General features: G+C 68.6%; 15 protein-coding genes and 1 pseudogene. 7 read left to right on the forward strand and 9 right to left on the reverse strand.

Features of this window, described 5'->3' with window-relative positions; genetic code table 11:
- Positions 1-8: 8 nt before the first annotated feature.
- From IB228_RS08755 to gpmI, 3 genes and pseudogenes are all read right to left on the reverse strand, one after another.
- Positions 9-1,328: pseudogene (locus IB228_RS08755) on the reverse strand (S41 family peptidase); the annotation flags it as partial.
- A 95-nt stretch (positions 1,329-1,423) separates the two neighbouring features.
- Complete coding sequence (locus tag IB228_RS08760) at positions 1,424-2,674, reverse strand: peptidoglycan DD-metalloendopeptidase family protein (RefSeq protein WP_192198135.1); 1,251 nt, start codon at positions 2,672-2,674, stop codon at positions 1,424-1,426.
- A complete protein-coding gene (gene gpmI / locus IB228_RS08765) occupies positions 2,671-4,224 on the reverse strand; it encodes a 2,3-bisphosphoglycerate-independent phosphoglycerate mutase (RefSeq protein ID WP_183640364.1) in 1,554 nt (517 codons plus the stop codon). Before gpmI ends, IB228_RS08760 begins: the two co-directional genes overlap by 4 nt.
- 162 nt (positions 4,225-4,386) lie before the next feature.
- Here gpmI and IB228_RS08770 point away from each other — a divergent pair, with 162 nt between their 5' ends.
- From IB228_RS08770 to IB228_RS08780, 3 genes are all read left to right on the forward strand, one after another.
- A complete protein-coding gene (locus tag IB228_RS08770) occupies positions 4,387-5,049 on the forward strand; it encodes a hypothetical protein (RefSeq protein WP_192198136.1) in 663 nt (220 codons plus the stop codon).
- A gap of 63 nt (positions 5,050-5,112) precedes the next feature.
- On the forward strand, positions 5,113-6,819 hold the full coding sequence (locus tag IB228_RS08775; protein ID WP_192198137.1) for a M28 family metallopeptidase: 1,707 nt from the start codon (positions 5,113-5,115) through the stop codon (positions 6,817-6,819).
- A 194-nt stretch (positions 6,820-7,013) separates the two neighbouring features.
- Positions 7,014-7,403, forward strand: coding sequence for an MAPEG family protein (locus IB228_RS08780; protein WP_183640356.1), 390 nt, complete (start codon positions 7,014-7,016; stop codon positions 7,401-7,403).
- A 38-nt stretch (positions 7,404-7,441) separates the two neighbouring features.
- On the opposite strand, the gene IB228_RS08785 is transcribed toward IB228_RS08780, so the two are convergent.
- The gene (locus IB228_RS08785; RefSeq protein ID WP_183640349.1) at positions 7,442-8,164 is read right to left on the reverse strand and encodes a pseudouridine synthase; all 723 of its coding nucleotides are present in this window, start codon (positions 8,162-8,164) and stop codon (positions 7,442-7,444) included.
- A 60-nt stretch (positions 8,165-8,224) separates the two neighbouring features.
- Here IB228_RS08785 and IB228_RS08790 point away from each other — a divergent pair, with 60 nt between their 5' ends.
- The 3 genes from IB228_RS08790 (at position 8,225) to IB228_RS08800 (ending at position 13,173) form a co-directional block, all read left to right on the forward strand.
- Positions 8,225-10,999, forward strand: coding sequence for a pitrilysin family protein (locus IB228_RS08790; RefSeq protein ID WP_192198138.1), 2,775 nt, complete (start codon positions 8,225-8,227; stop codon positions 10,997-10,999).
- Positions 11,000-11,125: 126 nt separating this feature from the next.
- A complete protein-coding gene (locus IB228_RS08795; RefSeq protein WP_183640344.1) occupies positions 11,126-11,791 on the forward strand; it encodes a response regulator transcription factor in 666 nt (221 codons plus the stop codon).
- 2 nt (positions 11,792-11,793) lie between these two features.
- Positions 11,794-13,173 (forward strand): ATP-binding protein, encoded by a 1,380-nt coding sequence (locus tag IB228_RS08800; RefSeq protein ID WP_183640342.1) that lies wholly within the window; start codon positions 11,794-11,796, stop codon positions 13,171-13,173.
- 9 nt (positions 13,174-13,182) lie between these two features.
- Here IB228_RS08800 and IB228_RS08805 read toward each other — a convergent pair whose 3' ends face one another.
- Together IB228_RS08805 and IB228_RS08810 are read right to left on the reverse strand one after the other, a co-directional pair.
- Entirely contained in the window at positions 13,183-14,202 is a 1,020-nt protein-coding gene (locus IB228_RS08805; protein WP_203322264.1) for an MBL fold metallo-hydrolase, read from the reverse strand.
- Positions 14,203-14,291: 89 nt separating this feature from the next.
- Positions 14,292-14,822 carry a GNAT family N-acetyltransferase gene (locus tag IB228_RS08810; protein ID WP_183640340.1) on the reverse strand — a complete coding sequence of 177 codons (531 nt, stop codon included), beginning with the start codon at positions 14,820-14,822 and terminating at the stop codon, positions 14,292-14,294.
- Positions 14,823-15,008: 186 nt separating this feature from the next.
- Here IB228_RS08810 and IB228_RS08815 point away from each other — a divergent pair, with 186 nt between their 5' ends.
- Complete coding sequence (locus tag IB228_RS08815) at positions 15,009-16,169, forward strand: hypothetical protein (RefSeq protein WP_183640338.1); 1,161 nt, start codon at positions 15,009-15,011, stop codon at positions 16,167-16,169.
- A gap of 30 nt (positions 16,170-16,199) precedes the next feature.
- On the opposite strand, the gene IB228_RS08820 is transcribed toward IB228_RS08815, so the two are convergent.
- From IB228_RS08820 to IB228_RS08830, 3 genes are all read right to left on the reverse strand, one after another.
- Positions 16,200-16,952: an N-acetylmuramoyl-L-alanine amidase gene (locus IB228_RS08820; RefSeq protein ID WP_183640334.1), complete on the reverse strand. Its 753-nt coding sequence runs from the start codon at positions 16,950-16,952 to the stop codon at positions 16,200-16,202.
- A gap of 124 nt (positions 16,953-17,076) precedes the next feature.
- Positions 17,077-18,735, reverse strand: a complete 1,659-nt coding sequence (gene ubiB / locus IB228_RS08825) for a ubiquinone biosynthesis regulatory protein kinase UbiB (RefSeq protein WP_183640331.1) — start codon at positions 18,733-18,735, stop codon at positions 17,077-17,079.
- Positions 18,732-19,373, reverse strand: a complete 642-nt coding sequence (locus tag IB228_RS08830; RefSeq protein WP_183640322.1) for an SCP2 sterol-binding domain-containing protein — start codon at positions 19,371-19,373, stop codon at positions 18,732-18,734. Before IB228_RS08830 ends, ubiB begins: the two co-directional genes overlap by 4 nt.
- Positions 19,374-19,386: the final 13 nt, after the last annotated feature.

Raw genomic sequence — 19,386 nt, forward strand, 5'->3', positions numbered from 1 at the left:
CCGGCTCAGCGGCGCGCCGGCGGTGCCTTCGCCGACGTGGCCGGTGCGGACGCGAGCTGCTTCTTCAACTCGGCCAGGGCGGCGGCGATCGGTTTCTCGCCGTCCAGCACTTCGCCCGCGGTATAGCCTTCCTGGCCCTCGTCATCGCCACGCAGGTGACCGGGCAGGGTGGCCTCGCTGTAGTCGATGATCCCGGGTTCGCCGTCTTTCGTTTCCGGATGCAGTTCCACATCCGGGACGATGCCGCGCGCCTGGATCGACTTGCCGCTGGGCGTGTAGTAGCGGGCGGTGGTGAGCTTCACCGAATCGCCGTTGTCCAGCGGCAGCACGGTCTGCACCGAACCCTTGCCGAAGGTGCGGCTGCCGACCACGCGCGCGCGCTGGTTGTCGCGCAACGCGCCCGCCAGCACTTCCGAGGCGCTGGCCGAACCGGCATCCACCAGCACCACCACCGGCACGCCTTCGAGCAAGTCGCCGGGCGTGGCGTCGAAGCGCGAATCGCTGACCACGATGCGCCCGCGGGTGGAAACGATGTTGCCCTTGTCCAGCAGATCGTCGGCGATCTGGACCGCCGCCAGCAGCAGGCCGCCCGGATTGCTGCGCAGATCCAGCACCAGCCCGCGCAGCTTGCCCTTCGCCTTCAGGTCGGCCACGTGCTTCTGGAAGTCCGCCGCGGTCTCAGTCTGGAACGCACTGATGCGCACGTAGCCGTAACCCGGTTCCAGCATCCGGCTGCGCACGCTGGCGATGCGAATGACGTCGCGCACCAGGCTGACGTCGAATGGCTTGGCGGTGCCTTCACGCACGAGCGTGAGGGTGACCTTGCTGCCGGGCTTGCCGCGCAGCGGTTCCATGCCATCGGTCTTCTCGATCGGCTTGCCGTCGATGGCCACGATCACGTCTCCGGCCTTGATCCCGGCCTTGGCCGCCGGCGTGTCGTCGATCGGCGAGACCACAAGCAGGGTATTGTCCGGCTGCTGCAGCAGGTCCACGCCGATGCCTTCATAGGCGCCGGAGGTCTGCTCGTCGTAGGCCTGCGCGTCTTCCTTGTCGAAATAGATGCTGTGCGGATCCAGATCCAGCAGCAGGCCACGGATGGCGGACTGCATCAGCTTGCGATCCTCGACCGGCTCGACATAGGCCTCCTTGACCGCATTGAACACGGCCACGTACCGGCGGATTTCCTCCAGCGGCACCTTCGAGGGCGCGGTCTCGGCGGCGGAGGGATCGTCGCTGGCGCCCACCTCCGGTTCCTTGGCGGTCTCTTGCGCGAACGCGGGCGCGCCGGCGAGGGCGAGCAACAGGGCCAGGGGCAGGAAAGAACGCATCGAAACTCCGTGGGAAAGCGGCGGAACCATGGACCCCGCGCGGTCCACGGAGTTCGCCCGATTATGCGCGAACCGGCGGTGAATGGCGTTCCGGTTCAGCGCCGCTGCAGCCAACTGCCCGGGTCCACCGGCTGGCCGTTGCGGCGCAGTTCGAAGTACAGCGCCGGCGTGCCCTGGCCGCCGGACGTGCCGACCTTGGCCACCGGATCACCACGCTTGACCTGGACGCCGGTGTCACGCAACAGGCTCTCGTTGTGGGCGTACAGGCTCATGTAGCCGTTGCCGTGGTCGATGATCAGGATCAGTCCGTAGCCGGTCATCCATTCGGAGAACACCACCGTGCCGTCGGCCACCGCTGTCACCGTGCTGCCGGCCGGCGCACCGATGAGCACGCCTGAACTGGTACGACCGTCCGGCATCCGCCCGCCATAGCGGGCCAACAGGTTTCCGGACAGCGGCCAGCCCAGCCCGCCAACCTTCAACGCGGGCGCGTTGGCCACTTCCGGCCGTGGGCGCGAAGGGGTTTGCGCGCCTTGCGTGGCGCCCTGGCGGGCCTGCGCGCGCGCGCGCTCCTCGGCCGCCTTGCGCGCGGCCGCACGGCGCTCGGCTTCGGCGCGCGCCGCCGCCGCCCGCAGGTTGGCGAGCAGGCGCTCCAGCGACCGCACATCCTGGCCGAGCGCCTTTTCGCGGTCGGCACGGTCCTGGTAGCGCTGATCGAGATCGGCCACCAGGCGGGCCCGGCTCTGCCGATCCTTCTGCAACTGGTTCATCTGTCCGCGCAGGCGCTGGCGATCGGTATCCAGTTGCGCGCGCCGGCTGGTGATGTCCTGTTCGACCTGCGCCAGCGCCCGCAGCTCGGTGGTCAGACCGTCGATGCGGGCGGCGCGATCCCGCTGCAGGTAGCGGTGATAGGCCAGGGTACGGCTGGCGTCGGCGGCGCTGTCCTGCGACAGCAACACCTTCAGCGGCGCGTCGCCGCCGGTCATGTAGGCCGAGCGCACCAGCGCGGCCAATTGTTCCCGCTGTCCACCCAGCCGCTTCAGCATGTCCTCGCGGCGTTGCTGCAGTTCGGCCAATGCGGCCTCCTCGCGCCGCAGCGAGGATTCGGTTTCGGACAGCGTGCGGCTGCTGCGGCCAACCTGCTCGTCGGCCTCGCGCAGCTTGCGCGAGGCATCGCCGCGTTCGCCCTCCAGCTTGCGCCGCTCCTGGGCGATCGATTTCAGTTCGCCGCGCGCCTTTTCCAATTTCTTCTGCGCGTCGCGCTGGCTCTGCGCCGACACGCCTCCGCTGATCACGCCCAGCGCGATCAGCAGGCCGAGGCCGGTGCGGAGCAGGCGACGCGTCATTGCGCGGCGGCGATCAGCGACTGGCCGGACATCTCGGCCGGTTGCGGCAGGCCCAGCAGATCCAGCAGGGTCGGGGCGACGTCGCGCAACGCGCCACCCGCGCGCAGCCTCGCCGCGCGCTCGCCGACGTAGACCAGCGGCACCGGCCCAACCGTATGCGCGGTGTGCGGCTGTCCGGTTTCCGGATCCCGCATCATCTCCAGGTTGCCGTGATCGGCGGTGATGATCAGCGCGCCGTGCGCGGCGCGCACCGCGGCGTCCACCGCACCAATGGCCTGGTCCACCGCCTGCGCGGCGAGGATGGCGGCCTGCAGATCGCCGCTGTGACCGACCATGTCCGGATTGGCGATATTGCAGATGATCACGTCGAAGCGGCCGGAACCGATCGCGTCGACCAGCTTGGCGGTCAGCTCGGGGCAGCTCATTTCCGGCTGCAGATCGTAGGTCGCGACCTTGGGGCTGGGCACCAGGATGCGCTCCTCGCCGGCGAAGGGATCCTCGCGCCCGCCGCTGAAGAAGAACGTCACGTGGGCGTACTTCTCGGTCTCGGCGATGCGCAGCTGGGTCAGGCCCTGCTCGGCCAGCAGTTCGCCCAGCGTGTGCCGCAGGTCATCCGGCGGGAACGCCACCGGCGCCGGCAGTTTCGCGTCGTACTCGGTCAGGCAGACGAAGCGCGACAGCCGTGGGCGGCGGGCCTGGAACCCGTCGAAATCCGGCGAGACGAACGCGGCCGTCAACTGGCGCGCGCGATCGGCGCGGAAGTTCATGAACACCACTGCGTCGCCATCGGCCATCGGCTGCGCGCCGTCGATCACCGTGGGCAGCACGAACTCGTCGTTCTCGCCGCGCGCGTAGGCCGCCTGCAACGCGGCCACCCCGTCGGCGGCACGGTATTCGCTCTGCGCCTCGACGATGGCATCCCACGCCTTGCGCAGGCGATCCCAGCGCTTGTCGCGATCCATGGCGTAGTAGCGGCCGCTGACCGTGGCCAGGCTGGCATTGCCCAGGCGTGCGCAGACATCCTGCAGCGCGCGCAGGCTGGGTTCGGCCGATTGCGGCGGGGTGTCGCGGCCGTCCAGGAAGGCATGCACGGCCACCTTCGGCACACCGCGGCGATGGGCCAGTTCCAGCATGGCGAAGATGTGGTTCTCGTGGCTGTGCACCCCGCCCGGCGAAAGCAGGCCGAACACGTGCAGGACATGCCCGCCGGCCTTGGCGGCATCGCAGGCCGCCGCCAGCTCCGCGGTGTCGAAGAAGCTGCCGTCCTCGATGGCGGCGTCGATGCGGGTCAGGTCCTGGTAGACGATGCGGCCGGCGCCCAGGTTCATGTGGCCCACCTCGGAATTGCCCATCTGGCCGTCGGGCAGGCCGACATGGCGGCCCTCGGTGTGGATGAGGGTGTGCGGCGCGGTCGCCAGCAGGCGGCGCCAGTTCGGCAGTTCCGCCTGTGCCAGCGCGTTGTCGGTGGGATCTTCACGGTGGCCCCAGCCATCGAGGATCAGCAGGACGACGGGCTTGGGACGCGGGGAGGCGGACGGCGTTGGGGACACGGTGGGGGTTCCGGTGACTTCAGGCAGGTGAAGATTGTAGCGAAGCGTGCTGCGATGGCGGCGTTACCCTGAACGCGGCGGGAGGTCCCGTCGCCAGGCCCGGTTAAACCCTTTGGGCGGCCCCGGCATCCAACCCGTACTTTCGACGAACAGGACTTCACCATGACCCGTACTTCCCCTGCCCTGCTGCTGACCCTGGCACTGGCGGCCACACCCGCCTTCGCCGGCAACGACATCTCCAAGGTCAACGGCTCCATCACCGCCCAGGCCGGCCAGAGCCACGGCGACCTCAGCACCGTGAACGGCTCCATCGTCGTCGAGGACAATGCCACGACGGGCTCGGTCGAAGCCGTCAACGGTTCGCTCAAGATCGGCGATGGCGCCCGCACCGGCGGCATGGGAACGGTCAACGGCGGCATCCGCGCCGGCAGCAAGGTCCAGGTGGACGGCGACGTGGAAACCGTCAACGGTCCGATCTTCCTGGATCGCGGCAGCCGCGTGCGCGAGGGCGTTTCCACGGTCAACGGCGGCATCGGCCTGGTCGGCACCGAAGTCGGCGGCAGCATCGAGACGGTCAACGGCGACGTCACCGTGGGCGTGGATTCGCACGTGCGCGGCGGGCTGAAGGTCGAAAAGCCCAAGGGCAACTTCAACATCGAGCGCAAGCGTCCGCCCCGCATCGTGATCGGCCCGAACGCAACCGTCGACGGCCCGCTGGTGTTCGAGCGCGAAGTGGTCCTCTACGTCCACCGTACGGCCAAGATCGGCCCGGTCACCGGCGCCACCGCACGCCCGTTCGATACGCCGACCGCGCCGGCCGACTGAGCGCCGGGCACATCGCGCGGGACGATCGCATACACTCGGGATTCCTGGATTTGAGGAATCCCGATGTCCCGCAAGCTCCCTCTGGCGGCGGCCGTGCTGGCCGCCACCACCCTGCTCGCCGCGTGCAAGAAGCCTGACGCCGAAGCACCGGCCGCCACCGCGCCCACCGCGCCGGCACCCGCGGATCACGCCTTCGCCCCGGCCATCAACGAGGCCGACTTCGCCCAACTGGTGAAGACGCTGTCTTCCGACGAATTCGAAGGCCGCGGTCCCGGTTCCACCGGCGAGGAGAAGACCGTCGCCTACCTGGAAGCGCAGATGAAGCGCATCGGCCTGCAGCCGGGCAACAACGGCAGCTTCTTCCAGGACGTGCCGATGGTGGAGACCACCGCCGACGAAGGCACCGTGCTGAAGCTGGAAAGCAACGGCAAGACGCGCGAGCTGAAGTTCGGCGTGGATTTCGTTGCCGGCACCCGCACCGGCGAGAAGGAAGTGAAGGTCGACGCCAGCGAGATGGTGTTCGTCGGCTACGGCGTGGACGCGCCGGAACAGCAGTGGAACGACTATGCCGGCCAGGACTGGAAGGGCAAGACGGTCGTCATGTTCGTCAACGATCCCGGCTTCCACACCGGCGACGAGAAGCTGTTCGAAGGCAAGCGCATGACCTATTACGGGCGCTGGACATACAAGTTCGAGGAGGCCGCGCGCAAGGGCGCCGCCGCCGCGTTCATCGTCCATGATACGCCCGGCGCCAGCTACGGCTGGGACGTGGTGAAGAATTCCTGGTCCGGCGCGCAGTACGACCTGCCGGCCAAGGACGATCCCGAGCGCCGCATCCCGGTGCAGGGCTGGCTGACCGCCGACGCCGCCCGCCAGTTGTTCGCTGACGCCGGCCTGGATCTGGACACCTCGTACAAGGCCGCCAATCAGCGCGGCTTCAAGCCGGTCACGCTGAAGACCAAGGCCTCCATCGATCTGAAGAGCACCATCAGCGAAAAGAACTCGCGCAACGTGGTCGGCGTGCTGCCGGGCACCGATCGCAAGGACGAGGCGGTGCTGTACATGGCGCACTGGGATCACCTGGGCAAGCATGAAGGCGAGACCGGCGACAACATCTACAACGGTGCGATCGACAACGCCACCGGCGTGGCGGGCATCCTGGAAATCGCCGACGCCTTCGCCCATCAGGAACCCAAGCCGAAGCGTTCGCTGGTGTTCCTGGCGGTGACCCTGGAGGAGTCCGGCCTGCTCGGCTCCAAGTACTACGTCGCCCATCCGACCTTCCCGCTCGCCAAGATCGCGGCGGTGATCAACATCGATGCGATGTCGGTGGCCGGCAAGGCAAAGGACATCACCGTGGTCGGCTTCGGCAGCTCGGAGCTGGAAGACGTGCTCAAGCCGATCGCCACCGCGCAGGGCCGCACCCTGCACGGCGAGACCTCGGTTCAGAGCGGCTTCTACTTCCGCTCGGATCATTTCAACTTCGCCAAGGCCGGCGTGCCGGCGTTGTATGCCGATGGCGGCGAGGATCTGGTCGAGGGCGGCACCGAGGCCGGCAAGAAGGCGGCCGAGGACTACGCCAGGCACTACCACTCGCCGAGCGATCAGTACTATCCGGAAACTTGGAAGCTGGATGGAACGGTGCAGGATCTGGAAGCGCTGTACGGCGTCGGCAAGGACATCGCCGGCGGCGACAAGTGGCCGAACTGGTATCCGGGCAATCCGTTCAAGGCGGCCCGCGACAAGATGATGCAACCGGCGGCGAAGTAAGCCTCCGCGGCATTGACGGCAACGGCGCTCCAGGGCGCCGTTGCTGTTTCCGGGGTGGGGTCCGACCGGCGAGTACTTCCGATCGGAACCTGTTTCCCACCGCGGCCCGTTCCGCCGCCGAAGCCGGGAAGTACATCGAAGCGCTCCATCGCGCGGGCTTCGGCTAGGCTATGCGGCAATCCAAGGAGGAATCCATGTCCATCGCTTACTGGTGCATCCTGATCACCGCCCTGCTGCCCTATCTGTGGGTCACCATCGCCAAGCGTTCGGGCGAGCGCTACAACAACCGCGCGCCGCGCGAGTGGCAGGCCAGGCAGGACAATCCGCGCTCGCATCGCGCCCACGCCGCGCACCTCAATGGTTTCGAATCCTTCCCGGCCTTCGTCGCCGGCGTGCTGATGGCGCAACTGGCCGGTGTCGATCCCGCCACCATCAACCTGCTGGCGATCGTCTTCACGGTAACGCGCGTGCTGCACGGCGTGCTTTACATCGCCAACCAGGCCGCGCTGCGCAGCCTGGTGTGGGCGGTCGGATTCGCCAGCGCACTGGCGCTGATCGTGATGGCGGCATTGAAGATCGCCTGACCGAACAGCAGCGGAGCGAGCTCGGCTGAAGGGATCGGTCAGCGCAGCGATTCGTCCCAGCCGAACAGCGCGAAGGCGCGGCGGAATTCGGCGTCCAGCGGCGCGATGGCTTCGATTCGCGCGCCACTGAGCGGATGCAGGAACGACAGCCGCACCGCATGCAGCAACATGCGATGCACGCCGTGCATGCGGAAATTGCGGTTGTGGCGGCCGTCGCCGTGGCTGCTGTCGCCTATCAGGTGGTGGGACAGGTGCTTGAGATGCCGGCGGATCTGGCGGAAGCGCCCGGTTTCCGGCCGGCAGCGCAGCAACGCGTAGCGTGAACTTGAGAACCCCGCGGACGGCAGGGGCAATTCGCCGGTCGCCAGCCGGGTAAACCGGGTCGACGCAGGTCGCTTCTCCGGCTTGCCGGGTCCGCCATCGAGCGCATAGTCGAGGTCGATCTGCGGTTCCGGCCACCCTCGGCAGATGGCCAGGTAGTCCTTTTCCACTTCGCGCGACATGAATGTCCGGCCCAGCGCCGAGGCGACATCGCGATCAAAGGCGATCAACAGGCAACCGCTGGTCGCGCGGTCAAGCCGGTGGATCAGGAAGATCGGCCTGCCGAAACGCTCGCGCAGGCGGTCGGCCAGGAACTCGGTCTCGCCGCGCGCCAGCTTGCTGTCATGGACCATCAGTCCCGCCGGCTTGTCGATGATGGCCAGGTCCGCGTCCTGGTACAGCACGCCGCCAATGTCGTGACCGCTCTCACTATCGCTCATGTAACGTCCGGCTCCCGCAAATCTGCGACACTGCGGGTTGCCGTTTACAGGGAGTCCTGCATGCAACCACGCCGCCTTATTCTCGCATTGGGCCTGGCATTGACGCTAAGCCTCGGCATGGCGCCGGCCTCCTTCGCGGATACCGCGCTGCCCCGCGGCGTGATCGCCGGTCCCAGCGTCGAAGGCATCAGCGAGTACCGGTTGGGCAATGGCCTGCGGGTGCTGCTGTTCCCGGATGCGAGCAAGCCCACGGTGACGGTGAACCTGGTCTACGGCGTCGGTTCGGTACACGAGAACTATGGCGAGACCGGCATGGCGCACCTGCTGGAGCACCTGCTGTTCAAGGGCACGCCCACCCACGCCGACATCAGCGGCGAGATGAAGAAGCGCGGCATCCAGTTCAATGCGACCACCGGGCTGGATCGCACCAATTACTTTGCGTCCTTCCCCGCCGACGACGCCACCCTCGACTGGGTGCTGGGACTGGAAGCCGATCGCATGGTCCACTCCAATGTCGCGCGCAAGGATCTGGACAGCGAGATGACCGTGGTCCGCAACGAACTGGAAGCGGGCGAGAACAATCCCGGCGGCGTGCTGTTCCAGCGCATCCGCTCGACCGCGTTTCTGTGGCACAACTACGGCAACAGCACGATCGGCGCGCGTTCGGACGTCGAAGGCGTGCCGATCGAACGCCTGCAGGGCTTCTATCGCACCTGGTACCAGCCGGACAACGCCACCCTGATCATCGCCGGCCGCATCGACCCGGCGGCGACGCTGGCGCGGGTCGCGGCCCATTTCGGTCCGCTGGAGAAACCCGCCCGCGCGCTGCCCGCCTTCCATACCGCCGAGCCCGCGCAGGACGGCGAACGCCAGGTCGATGTGCGCCGTGCCGGCGACGTGCGCATCGTCGCCGCGGCCTACCACATTCCCGCCGCCGGCCATCCGGACAGCCCCGCGTTGAGCGTGCTGGGCAATGTGCTGGGACACACGCCGGGCGGCCGCCTGCACAAGACGCTGGTGCAGCCGCGCCTCGCCGCCGGCAGCGGCGCCGGCAGCGAATCACTGCGCGATCCCGGTTTGTTCACCGCGTTGGCGGTGCTGCCGAAGGATGGCGACGCGGCCAAGGCCGAGCAGGAACTGCTGGCCCAGGTCGAAGGCGTGGCGCGCACGCCGGTGACCGAGGCGGAAGTCGAGGAAGCCAAGCAGCGCATCGCCAATGCCTACGAACTCTATTTCACCGACGTCAACGCGGTCGGCATGGGCCTGTCGGAGTTCCTGGCGGCCGGGGACTGGCGCCTGCTGTTCGTCACCCGCGACGCGATCGCCAAGGTCACCGCCGCCGACGTCAACCGGGTGGCCGCCGAATACCTGAAGACCAGCAACCGCACGCTCGGCCGCTTCATCCCCACCGATCCGCCGGAGCGCGTCACCATCACCCCGCGCCCGGAAATCGCCAAGCTGGTGGACGGCTATGTCGGGCGCCCCGCCGTCTCGGCCGGCGAACAGTTCGATCCCACGCCGCAGAACCTGGAGGCGCGCACCCAGCGTTTCATCCTCGGCAATGGCCTGCGGGTGGCCCTGCTGCCGCGCAAGACCCGCGGCGAGACGGTGGTGGTGGATGCCAACTTCCGCTTCGGCGACGTCGCTTCGCTGACCGGCCGGCAGGATGCCTCCGGCCTGGCCGGCGCCATGCTGATGCGTGGCAGCACCACGCTGAGCCGGGAACAGATCGATCAACGGTTCGAGGCGCTGAAGACCCAGGCCAGCGTCAGCGGCGGCCTGCAGGGCGCGGGGATTTCGCTGCTGAGCCGGCGCACCCAACTGGCCGACGCGCTGGCGCTGGCGGCGGACATCCTGCGCCACCCGGCCTTCCCCGAGAGCGAGTTCGAACAGTTGCGCCTGCAGGCGCTCACCGGCATGGAAGCCTCCCGCAAGGAGCCCGGCGCGGTCGCGGGCCAGGCGTTGGCGCATCATTTCGACCCCTGGCCGAAGGGCCATCCGTTGCACATCGAAACCCTCGACGAGGCCATCGCCGCGGTGAAGGCGCTCAAGCGCGAGGATCTGGCGGCGTTCCATCGTGACTTCTACGGCACCGCCGAGGGCGAAATCGCCGTGGTCGGCGACTTCGATCCGATGGCGGTGCGCGCGCAGCTGGAATCCCTGTTCGCGGGCTGGAACTCGCCGCATCCGTATGCGCCGATCAACACCCGTTACACGCCGGTCGCCGCGACCCACCAGCGCCTGTCCACGCCGGACAAACCCAACGCGGTATTGCTGGCACGCAGCAACCTGTCGCTCAAGGTCACCGACCCCGACTATCCGGCGATGCTGATCGCCAACCGTATCTTCGGCGGTGGCGCGCTCAAATCGCGACTCGGGGATCGCATCCGCCAGAAGGAAGGCCTGAGCTACGGCGTCTCCAGCGCGGTTCGCGCCGACGACAGCCGCGAAGGCACCGACGACAATGGCAGCTTCAATATCCAGGCCATCGCCGCGCCTGAAAACATGGCCAAGGTGGAAGCCGCCATCCGCGAGGAGCTGGCGCGGCTGGTCCGCGACGGCATCACCGGGGAGGAGCTGCGCGATGCCGTGTCCGGCACGCTGACCGAGCGGCGCCAGGGCCGCGCCGAAGACGGCGCCGTCGCCGGCATGCTGTCCGATCAGGCGTACTTCGGCCGCACCATGCAGTTCACCGCCGACCTGGATGCCGCCTACGCCGCACTGACGTTGGAACAGGTCAATGCCGCCATCCGCAAGCACCTCAAGCCGGAAACGCTGAGCGTGTACCTGGCCGGCGATTTCGCCAAGGCGGCCGCGACACAATCCGCCCAGTAGGACCGAAAGCCGGGACGGACGGGACCCTGCCCGGGTCCCTCCCCGCCCGTTCTGCCGTGGGCGGATTAAGACGGCTTTAAAGCGCGCGGTTTACCATCGGTTCCCCTGTTTTTCCGGAACCTCGCCGTGACCCCGATCCTGCTGGTGGAAGACGACCGCATGCTCGGCGACGCCGTGGCCGCCGCACTGCGCCAGGATGGCTGGGACGTCGCCCGCGCCGAGGACGCCGGCGCCGCCAAGACCGCGCTGATCGACCACGCCTTCGCCGCGGTCCTGCTGGATCTGGGCCTGCCGCGCGGATCCGGCCTGGATGTCCTGAACGCGCTGCGCCAGCGCTACGACACCACCCCGGTACTCATCGTCACCGCCCGCGACCAGCTCAGCGATCGCGTGCGCGGCCTGGACGCCGGTGCCGACGACTACATCGTCAAGCCGTTCCAGACCGACGAGCTGTGCGCGCGCCTGCGCGCGGTGGTGCGGCGCAGCCAGGGCCGGGTGGCGCCGGTGCTGTCCTACCGCGACGTGGTCCTGGATCCTGCCGCCCGCGCGGTCACCCGCGGCGGCCAGGCGGTGAAGCTGGGCGTGCACGAGTACCGCACGCTGATGGCACTCATGGAACGCCAGGGCCGGGTGGTGGCGCGCGACGCGCTGGAATCGCTGGTCTACGGCGGCGACGGCACCATCGAGAGCAACACCATCGCCGTCTACATCCACCAGTTGCGACGCAAGCTCGGCGACGACTTCATCACCACGGTGCATGGATTCGGCTACCGCGTCGGCGAGGTGGAATGAGGATGAGGCGCCACCATTCGCTCAAGGGCAAGCTGCTGGCCACGTTGATGGGTGTCAGCCTGATCGGCTGGCTGATCTGGCTGGGTTGCCAGTACGTGCAGGTCTCGCGGCAGCAGAACGGGCATTGGGATCAATCGCTGCGCGAAATCGGCCAGCAGATCCTGATGTCGATGCCGAGCGACGTGGACACCGTCGGTGGTCGTTCGCGCCTGCAACTGCCGGCGGATTTGCCCGCCCAGCCCAATTACAAGTTCGACAAGATCCGTTTCCAGGTCTGGAGCCTACAGCGCCGCGAGAGCATCGTGTCGTCCAATGGCGCGCCGAAGACCCCGCTGCAACCCAGTTTCCGGACCGGACTGGCCAACACCCGCACCGCGGGCGACAACTGGCGCGTCTACGCGGTCACCGACGCCAGCGGACGCGTGCAGGTGCAGGTCGGCATGTCGCGCAAGCAATTGCGGGCCGAGGTTGCCTGGTGGGTGAAGATCACCCTGCTGTCGGCGGTGGCGCTGATGGTGGGGCTGGCGCTGGCGATCTGGGCGGCGATCGGCTGGAGCCTGCGGCCGGTGAATCGCCTGCGCAATCTGATGTCGCAGCGCGATGCGCTGGACCTGGCCCCGCTGCCCACGGCCGGCATTCCGCGCGAGATCCAGCCGCTGGTGCAATCCTTCAATGGCCTGCTGTCCCGGCTGGCCGACGCGATGCACGGCGAGCGCCAATTCCTGGCCGACGCCGCGCATGAACTGCGCACGCCGCTGGCGGCGTTGCAGACCCAGACCCAGGTCGCGCTGCGCGCCGGCAGCGAGGCCGACGCCCGGCAGGCACTGGGCCAGCTCGCCCACGGCATCGAACGCACGTCGCGGCTGGCGCAGCAGTTGCTCGACTCGGCCCGCATCGATGCCTCGCAGCGTCGCCATGACCACGCGACGGTCGAACTCGCCGACGTGGTGACGATGGTGGTGCGCGAGTTCGAGATCATGGCCTCGCGCCGGCAGCAGACCATCGTGCTGAACACCGCCGTCGCGCCGGTGTCCGGTGATCTCGACGACCTGGGCGTGCTGGTGCGCAACCTGATCGACAACGCCATCCGCTACAGCGGCGAAGGCGGCCGGGTGGTGGTGGCCTGTGGTCGCGGCCTGGACGGCGCGTGCGTGGAATTGACCGTCACCGACAACGGCCCGGGCGTGCCGCGGGAAGAGCGCGCGCAGATCTTCGACCGGTTCTTCCGTGGCAGCAACGGCAATGGCGAGCGCGGCAGCGGCATCGGCCTGTCACTGGTCCGGCGCATCGCCCAGGCCTATGGCGCGGAAGTCACCCTGGACGACGGGCTCGACGGACGTGGCCTGTCGATCCGGGTGCGGTTCCCGGATCCGGGACGCTGACGCCTCCGCTCAACGCGGCAGGCGCCACCACGGCGTGAACGCCTGCGGCGCGTCGACCGCGACCGCCTGCCCGATCATCGGCGTGCTCAAGGCCACGCCACGCTCGGCGGCGATCGCGCTGACCGATTCCATCGGCGCGTTCCAGTCATGGAAGGCCAGATCGAAGGTGCCGTTGTGGATCGGCATCATCCAGCGACCGCGCAGATCCAGGTGCGCCTGCACGCTCTGCTCCGGCAGCATATGCACGCCTTCCCACAGCGGATCGTAGGCGCCGCATTCGAGCAGGGTCAGATCGAACGGTCCCAGCCGCTCGCCGATTTCGCGGAAGCCGGCGAAGTAGCCGGTGTCACCACTGAAGAAGATCCGTTGGCGCGGCGTCTCGATGACCCAGGAGGCCCACAGGGTGGGATTGCGCTGGAACGGCGCGCGTCCGGAGAAATGCTGCGCGGGGGTGGCAGTCAAGTGCAGGCCACCCACCCGCACCGACTGCCACCAGTCCAGTTGCGTGATCCGATCCTTGGGCACGCCCCAGCGCGCCAGCAGATCACCCACGCCCAGCGGCGTGATGAAGCGTTCGGCACGCGCGGCCAGTGCCCGGATCGTCGCCTTGTCCAGGTGATCATAGTGATCGTGCGACAGGATGACCCCGGCGAGCGGCGGAAGCTCGGACAGTGCGATCGCCGGCGCGTGAAAGCGCCTGGGTCCCGCCCATTGCACGGGCGAGGCACGCTCGGAGAACACCGGATCGGTGATCCAGTAGCCGCCTTCGAGCTTCAGCAGGATGGTTGAATGGCCGATGCGATAGAGCGTGCCATCCGCGGCCGCGTCCAGTTCCGCACGGGTGATTTTCCGGACCGGCAATGCGGCGGGCGGCACGGTGCGATCGGATTTTCCGAACATGAAGCGCCACCACAGACCGGGGATTTCCCGCGTGGCCGGCTGGCGTGGTTCGACCGGATTGTGGAACGCGCGCTCGCGGTACTGCGGTGACTGCGGATAGGGGACGGTGCTGCAGGCGGACAGGGACATGTAGAGCATTCCGGCGATCAGGAACAGGAAGAAGGCGGCGACGCGCCGGCCGGGGCGCCGCCGGGGGGAGGAACGGCGGCGCCCGCGGCTCATGATGCGGTCGGAGTGGACAGGCGGAGCATGCCGCAGCGGCCGTCGCCGATGCTGGCGCCGCTGAGCTGCAGCGGCGGCAGGCCAGCGCCCTGTTGCCACTGCACGGCGAAGCATCCCAGTTGCACCGCCGTCGCGCTCGCCGAGGCCAGCAGGCGTGCTTCCACGTCGCGGCCATGATGCGCCGGATCCACGTACAGCGATTCCAGTCGCAGGTAGTAGCCGCGCTCCAGCAACGAGAAACCGACGGTGGCGGCGGCATAACCGACCGCGGCCTCGCCGTCGCGCGCGATCCAGGCCCAGGCGCGCAGCGGTGGATCGAACAGCGCTTCCATCAGTTCGAGCAGGCCCGCGGACGTCTCCCGGTCGTCCGCCGCCGGACTCCGGCCGCGGTCGCGCTGCAGGTCGCACAACGCCATCAGCACCTCGATATCGCGACGGGAAACCCGGGCGACGGTGTAACCGGCCGTGGCGGGAAAGGTGGGTGGCGATACACGACCGCGTGGCACGAGAGCGGGGAACAGGTTCACGGGATTCCTCCGGGTGGGGGCTGCACTGCGTCGCGGCGCATCCTGCGCCGGCGGCATTAAAAGGGCTTTAAGTCACCCGCTTCCCGTCGGCACCGGCATGCCGGCGTTCATGAAGTCGGCCGGCTGAACACGCGGCTGGCGCGAATGCGCTTAGGATTCCGGCCTCCCCTCTTCCGGAGCGCCTCCATGCCTGGTCGTGTCGCATCTGCCGGAGGGTGCCTCCTGGCCTGCCTGTTCGCCGTCGCGCCCGCGCATGCCCAGGTGCTCGGCATCGCCCTGGACGGCAAGGCGCGGATGAACAACGGCGAGGTGGAAATACTCGGGACACCCGCACCGGATCGCGCGGCGTTCTACGACACCACCAACGGACAACTGCGCCTGCTCGGCGAAGTCGAGGTGCCGATCAGTTTCCAGGGACCGCCCTCCAGCATCGCGATCAGTGCGGACGGGCGCGAGGCGCTGGTCACCGCCTTCACCCGCGCCGATCCCGAACGCGCCGGCGCCTTCACCGCCAATCCCGCGATGGCGGTGATCGATCTGGCCTCGACACCGATGCGTGTGTCGCAGACGCTGACCCTGGTGGCGGCCCCTTCGTCGGTGAGCCTGCATCCGGATGGCCGCCATGCCTGGGTGCCGCATACCGGCGCCGACAGCGTCAGCGTGCTGGAGAAACGCGCCGGCATCTGGGAAGTCGTCGAGGTGGTGCGCTTCGAAGCGGGCAGCGCGCCAATCGCGACGGCGTTCAGCGCCGATGGCGCGCATGCGCTGGCAAGCCTGCCAGGCAGCCAGCGGATCGCCTGGCTCGCGACGGACCAGGGCCGACCGGTCCTCCCCGCCCGCCACGAAATGAGCGCCGGCGTCGGCCCCACCGCGCTGTCGTTCTGCGGCGACACCGGACTTGCGGTGGTCGCGAATTACGGCAAGGTGACCGGCGATGTCGACACGATCAGCCTGATCGACACGCGCGGCGCGTTGCCGCGGGTCATCGACACCGCCTCCGTCGGCATGTCACCGGAAGGCGTGGCTTGCGCGCCCGATGGCCGCCATGCGGCCGCCGCCCTGCAGAACATGAGCACGCTCCCGCGCTCGCATCCGCTGTATTCGCCGGACAGCCGGCTGGTGGTGCTGGCCATCGAGTCGGGACGGCTGCGACGCGTGGCGGAAACCGGATTCGGCGGTTGGGCGCAGGGCGTCGGATTCCTTGATGATGCACGCACGGTGTTCGCGCAGAGCATGATCGATCGCCGCGTGCACGTGTTCCGGCTGGACGGTGAGACGCTGGTCGCGCAGCCGGGATTGACGTTCACGTCCGGCTCGCCGGCCGCCTATGGCCTGTCCGGCCGCTAGCGCGGATCTTCCGCGCGGGCGGCGACCCGCTTACTCGCCCGTGGACTGTCGCACCAACGACGCCAGGATGCGCAGATCCTCATCGTCCAGCACGTCGGTCTCGGTGCCGCGGAAGCGCCGATGGAAGGCGCGCACGGTGGCGGCGCGATCGGTCAGCGGATAGCCGATCAGGCGCAGCGCGTTCCAGGGATCGAATCCCGCCGGCGCCGGTGGCGCGTCGGCGGCCGGCCAGATGCCGAAGCCGGCTTCGGCCAGCCGCTTCCACGGGAAGCGCGTGCCCGGATCCTGCTTGCGGGTGGGCGCGAAATCGGCATGCGCGACGATCTGCGTGCGCGGGATGTACAGCCGCTCGCACAGATCCTCCAGCAGCACGATCAGGCTGTCGATCTGCCCGGCGGGAAACTCGGATCGCCCGTCGTTGTCCAGCTCGATGCCGATGGACACGTTGTTGACGTCGGTGATCGTGCCCCAGCGTCCGCCACCCGCGTGCCAGGCGCGCAGTTCATCGGCGACCAACTGGTAGCGTTCGCCGTCGCGGCCGATCAGGTAGTGCGCGCTCACCGGCCCGCCGGAATTCTCCGTCCGCAGGGTCTCCAGGCTCTCGGCCACCGAGTTCTGCTCGGTGGCGTGGATGACGATCAGGATCGGTCTGCGCGCTTCATGGTTCGGCGAGGGCGCCCAGTGCGCGAGCGGATTGTGTTCCGGTTTCGGTACGTGCGTGCAGGCGCTGAGCGCCAGGACCGTCATCGCCAGCAATACTTTCAGGAATACCGGTTTCCGCATCGGGTCATCACTCGCTGATTGCCAAGATCGTCATGGAGCAGTTGTAGGAGCGAAGTGAGTCGCGAAAGCGCGGCGGGCATCCGGTCGCGACTTGCGCCGCTCCTACAGGAGAGCCGGTTTCCGGTCACCGGCGCGGCCAGGCCGCCAGCAGCGCCCACAGGCCGCCGATGCCGGCGATCCAGGCCGAGGCCGGCACCGAGAAGATACGCGGGCCACCGGCTTCCAGTCCGTACAGCACCGCCGCCACCAGCAGCAGGCCCACGCCGAGGATGGCGGCGACGATCCGGCGCTGCATGCCGCGCAGTGTCGTCGCCAGATCGGCGAGATCGCGCGAGCGCATCGACAGCTCATGCCTGCCCTCGACCTGCTGGGTCAGCCAGGCGTGCACCAGCCGCGGCATGTCCGGCGCGTGGGTCATGATTTCCGGCAACCGCTTGCGGAATTCCTGCACCGCGCGCTGCGGGCTGTAGCGCTCCAGCAGGATCTTCTCCAGCACCGGCCGCGCCACCGCCCAGATATCCAGGCGCGGATCCAGCTGGCGGCCGACGCCCTCGATGTTGAGCAGGGTCTTCTGCAACAGGATCAACTGCGGTTGCAGGGTCAGCTCGTACTTCTGCGCGGTGCGGAACAGCTTGAGCAGCACCTCGGCCAGCGAGATTTCCGACAGCGGCCGGGTGAAGTAGGGCTCGCACACCGCGCGCGCGGCCGCTTCCAGTTCGTCGATGCGCACGGTCGCCGGCATCCAGCCGGCCTCGACATGCAGCTCGGCGATGCGCCGGTAGTCCTTGTTGAAGATGGCCATGAAGTTCTCGGCCAGGTAGTACTGGTCCTCCGGCGAGAGCTGCCCGGTGATGCCGAAGTCCAGGGCGATGAAGCGCGGATTGGCGCGGCGCGCCGGATCGCTGTCGACCCAGATGTTGCCGGCATGCGCATCGGCGTGGAAGAAGTTGTCGCGGAACACCTGGGTGTAGAACACCCGCACGCCCTTGGCCGCCAGCGCGCGTCGATCCACGCCGGCCGCGTCGAGCGCGGCCACGTCGTCGGACGGGATGCCGTGCACGCGCTCCATGGTCAGCACGCGCTCGCTGGTGTGCGTCCAGATGATTTCCGGTACGTACAGATCGTCGGAATCCTTCCAGAAACGCCGCATCACGCTGGCGTTGGCGCCCTCGCGCTGCAGATCCAGTTCGGCGGCCAGGGTGGATTCGATTTCCGCGACGATCTCGCGCGGGCGGATCTTGTCGGCGCTCGGATGAGCGCGCTCGACCAGCGCGGCGACCGACTTGAGCAGGGAGATGTCGGCGGCGATCTGCCTCTCGATGTCCGGACGCAGCACCTTGACCACGACTTCGCGGCCATCCGGCAGGGTCGCCGCATGCACCTGGGCAATCGAGGCCGACGCCAGCGGCGAGGTATCGAAGTGGGCGAAGGCCTCGCCGATCGGCCGGCCCAGCACCTGTTCGACGATGGCGCGCGCGGCGTCCCCGTCGAAGGGCTTGACCCGGTCCTGCAGCAGCGACAGTTCCTCGGCCACGTCCGGCGGCACCAGGTCGCGGCGGGTGGACAGGATCTGGCCGAACTTGACGAAGATCGGCCCCAGTTCCTGCAGCGCCAGCCGCAGGCGCGCGCCGCGCGGCTGCGCGGCGATCTCGGCGGAGGCGCGCGGCACGAACGGGCGCGCCAGTTTCAGCCAGCGCTCGGCGGGCGTGTCGTCGAGCAGATCATCGAGTCGGTAGCGCAGCAGTACCCGTCCAATCTTGCTGGCGCGCAGCACCGGCCTCATGCGGCGCCTCCGCGCCGGGCCGCCAGCCGCTGCACGCGCGCGGCCAGCCGTTCGACGTCGTCGCGCAGCGCGTCGACATCATCGTGGAAGGCATTCAGTTCCGCGCGCGCGACGACATCGCGCGATTCCTCGGTGAGGTACTCGGCGGTGTTTTCGGCGAATCCGCGCGCGGCGGTGCGCGCCTGGCGCAGTCCGGTGCGAAGGGCGTTGGCGATCTGCACGCCCAGGATGTCGCCGAATACGGCCGTGAAAGGTTGCTGCCAGTCCGGGTCGAAACGCTCGGCCAGCGTCTGCAGGCGGCGCGCCAGATCGGCATCGCCGGAAATGCGCATGCGCCCCACCGGTGCGGCGTTGTCGCGGCGCAGGAACGGCAGCTGCGATAGGACGCCACCGAGGGTGGCGCGCACGGCCAGGTCGGGTTCGTGGACCTCATGGACCGGGCCGACCTGCAGTTCGCCGCCGCCGACCCGGATTTCCATCGCCACCGCGGGCGACTCCAGCGCCAGCGCCACGCGCCGGCCCTCCAGTGGCGCCAGGCCGGCGCGGGTATCGGGATCCAGGGCCAGCGCGCGATTGAGCGCGGCTTCCAGCGCGCGGCCGGCGAAGGGCTTGAGCAGGTCGAAGGGCGAGGCGGACATGCCGCCATTCTAC

The organism is Pseudoxanthomonas sp. PXM04 (genome assembly GCF_014851695.1).
In the GTDB taxonomy this organism is placed as follows: domain Bacteria; phylum Pseudomonadota; class Gammaproteobacteria; order Xanthomonadales; family Xanthomonadaceae; genus Pseudoxanthomonas_A; species Pseudoxanthomonas_A beigongshangi.

Bases quoted from the DNA above. Each gene is read 5' to 3' on its own strand.
- IB228_RS08760 (WP_192198135.1), bottom strand. From the start codon at position 2,674: ATGACGCGTCGCCTGCTCCGCACCGGCCTCGGCCTGCTGATCGCGCTG.
- IB228_RS08770 (WP_192198136.1), top strand. From the start codon at position 4,387: ATGACCCGTACTTCCCCTGCCCTGCTGCTGACCCTGGCACTGGCGGCC.
- IB228_RS08775 (WP_192198137.1), top strand. From the start codon at position 5,113: ATGTCCCGCAAGCTCCCTCTGGCGGCGGCCGTGCTGGCCGCCACCACC.
- IB228_RS08780 (WP_183640356.1), top strand. From the start codon at position 7,014: ATGTCCATCGCTTACTGGTGCATCCTGATCACCGCCCTGCTGCCCTAT.
- IB228_RS08785 (WP_183640349.1), bottom strand. From the start codon at position 8,164: ATGAGCGATAGTGAGAGCGGTCACGACATTGGCGGCGTGCTGTACCAG.
- IB228_RS08790 (WP_192198138.1), top strand. From the start codon at position 8,225: ATGCAACCACGCCGCCTTATTCTCGCATTGGGCCTGGCATTGACGCTA.
- IB228_RS08800 (WP_183640342.1), top strand. From the start codon at position 11,794: ATGAGGCGCCACCATTCGCTCAAGGGCAAGCTGCTGGCCACGTTGATG.
- IB228_RS08805 (WP_203322264.1), bottom strand. From the start codon at position 14,202: ATGTCCCTGTCCGCCTGCAGCACCGTCCCCTATCCGCAGTCACCGCAG.
- IB228_RS08815 (WP_183640338.1), top strand. From the start codon at position 15,009: ATGCCTGGTCGTGTCGCATCTGCCGGAGGGTGCCTCCTGGCCTGCCTG.
- IB228_RS08820 (WP_183640334.1), bottom strand. From the start codon at position 16,952: ATGCGGAAACCGGTATTCCTGAAAGTATTGCTGGCGATGACGGTCCTG.
- ubiB (WP_183640331.1), bottom strand. From the start codon at position 18,735: ATGAGGCCGGTGCTGCGCGCCAGCAAGATTGGACGGGTACTGCTGCGC.
- IB228_RS08830 (WP_183640322.1), bottom strand. From the start codon at position 19,373: ATGTCCGCCTCGCCCTTCGACCTGCTCAAGCCCTTCGCCGGCCGCGCG.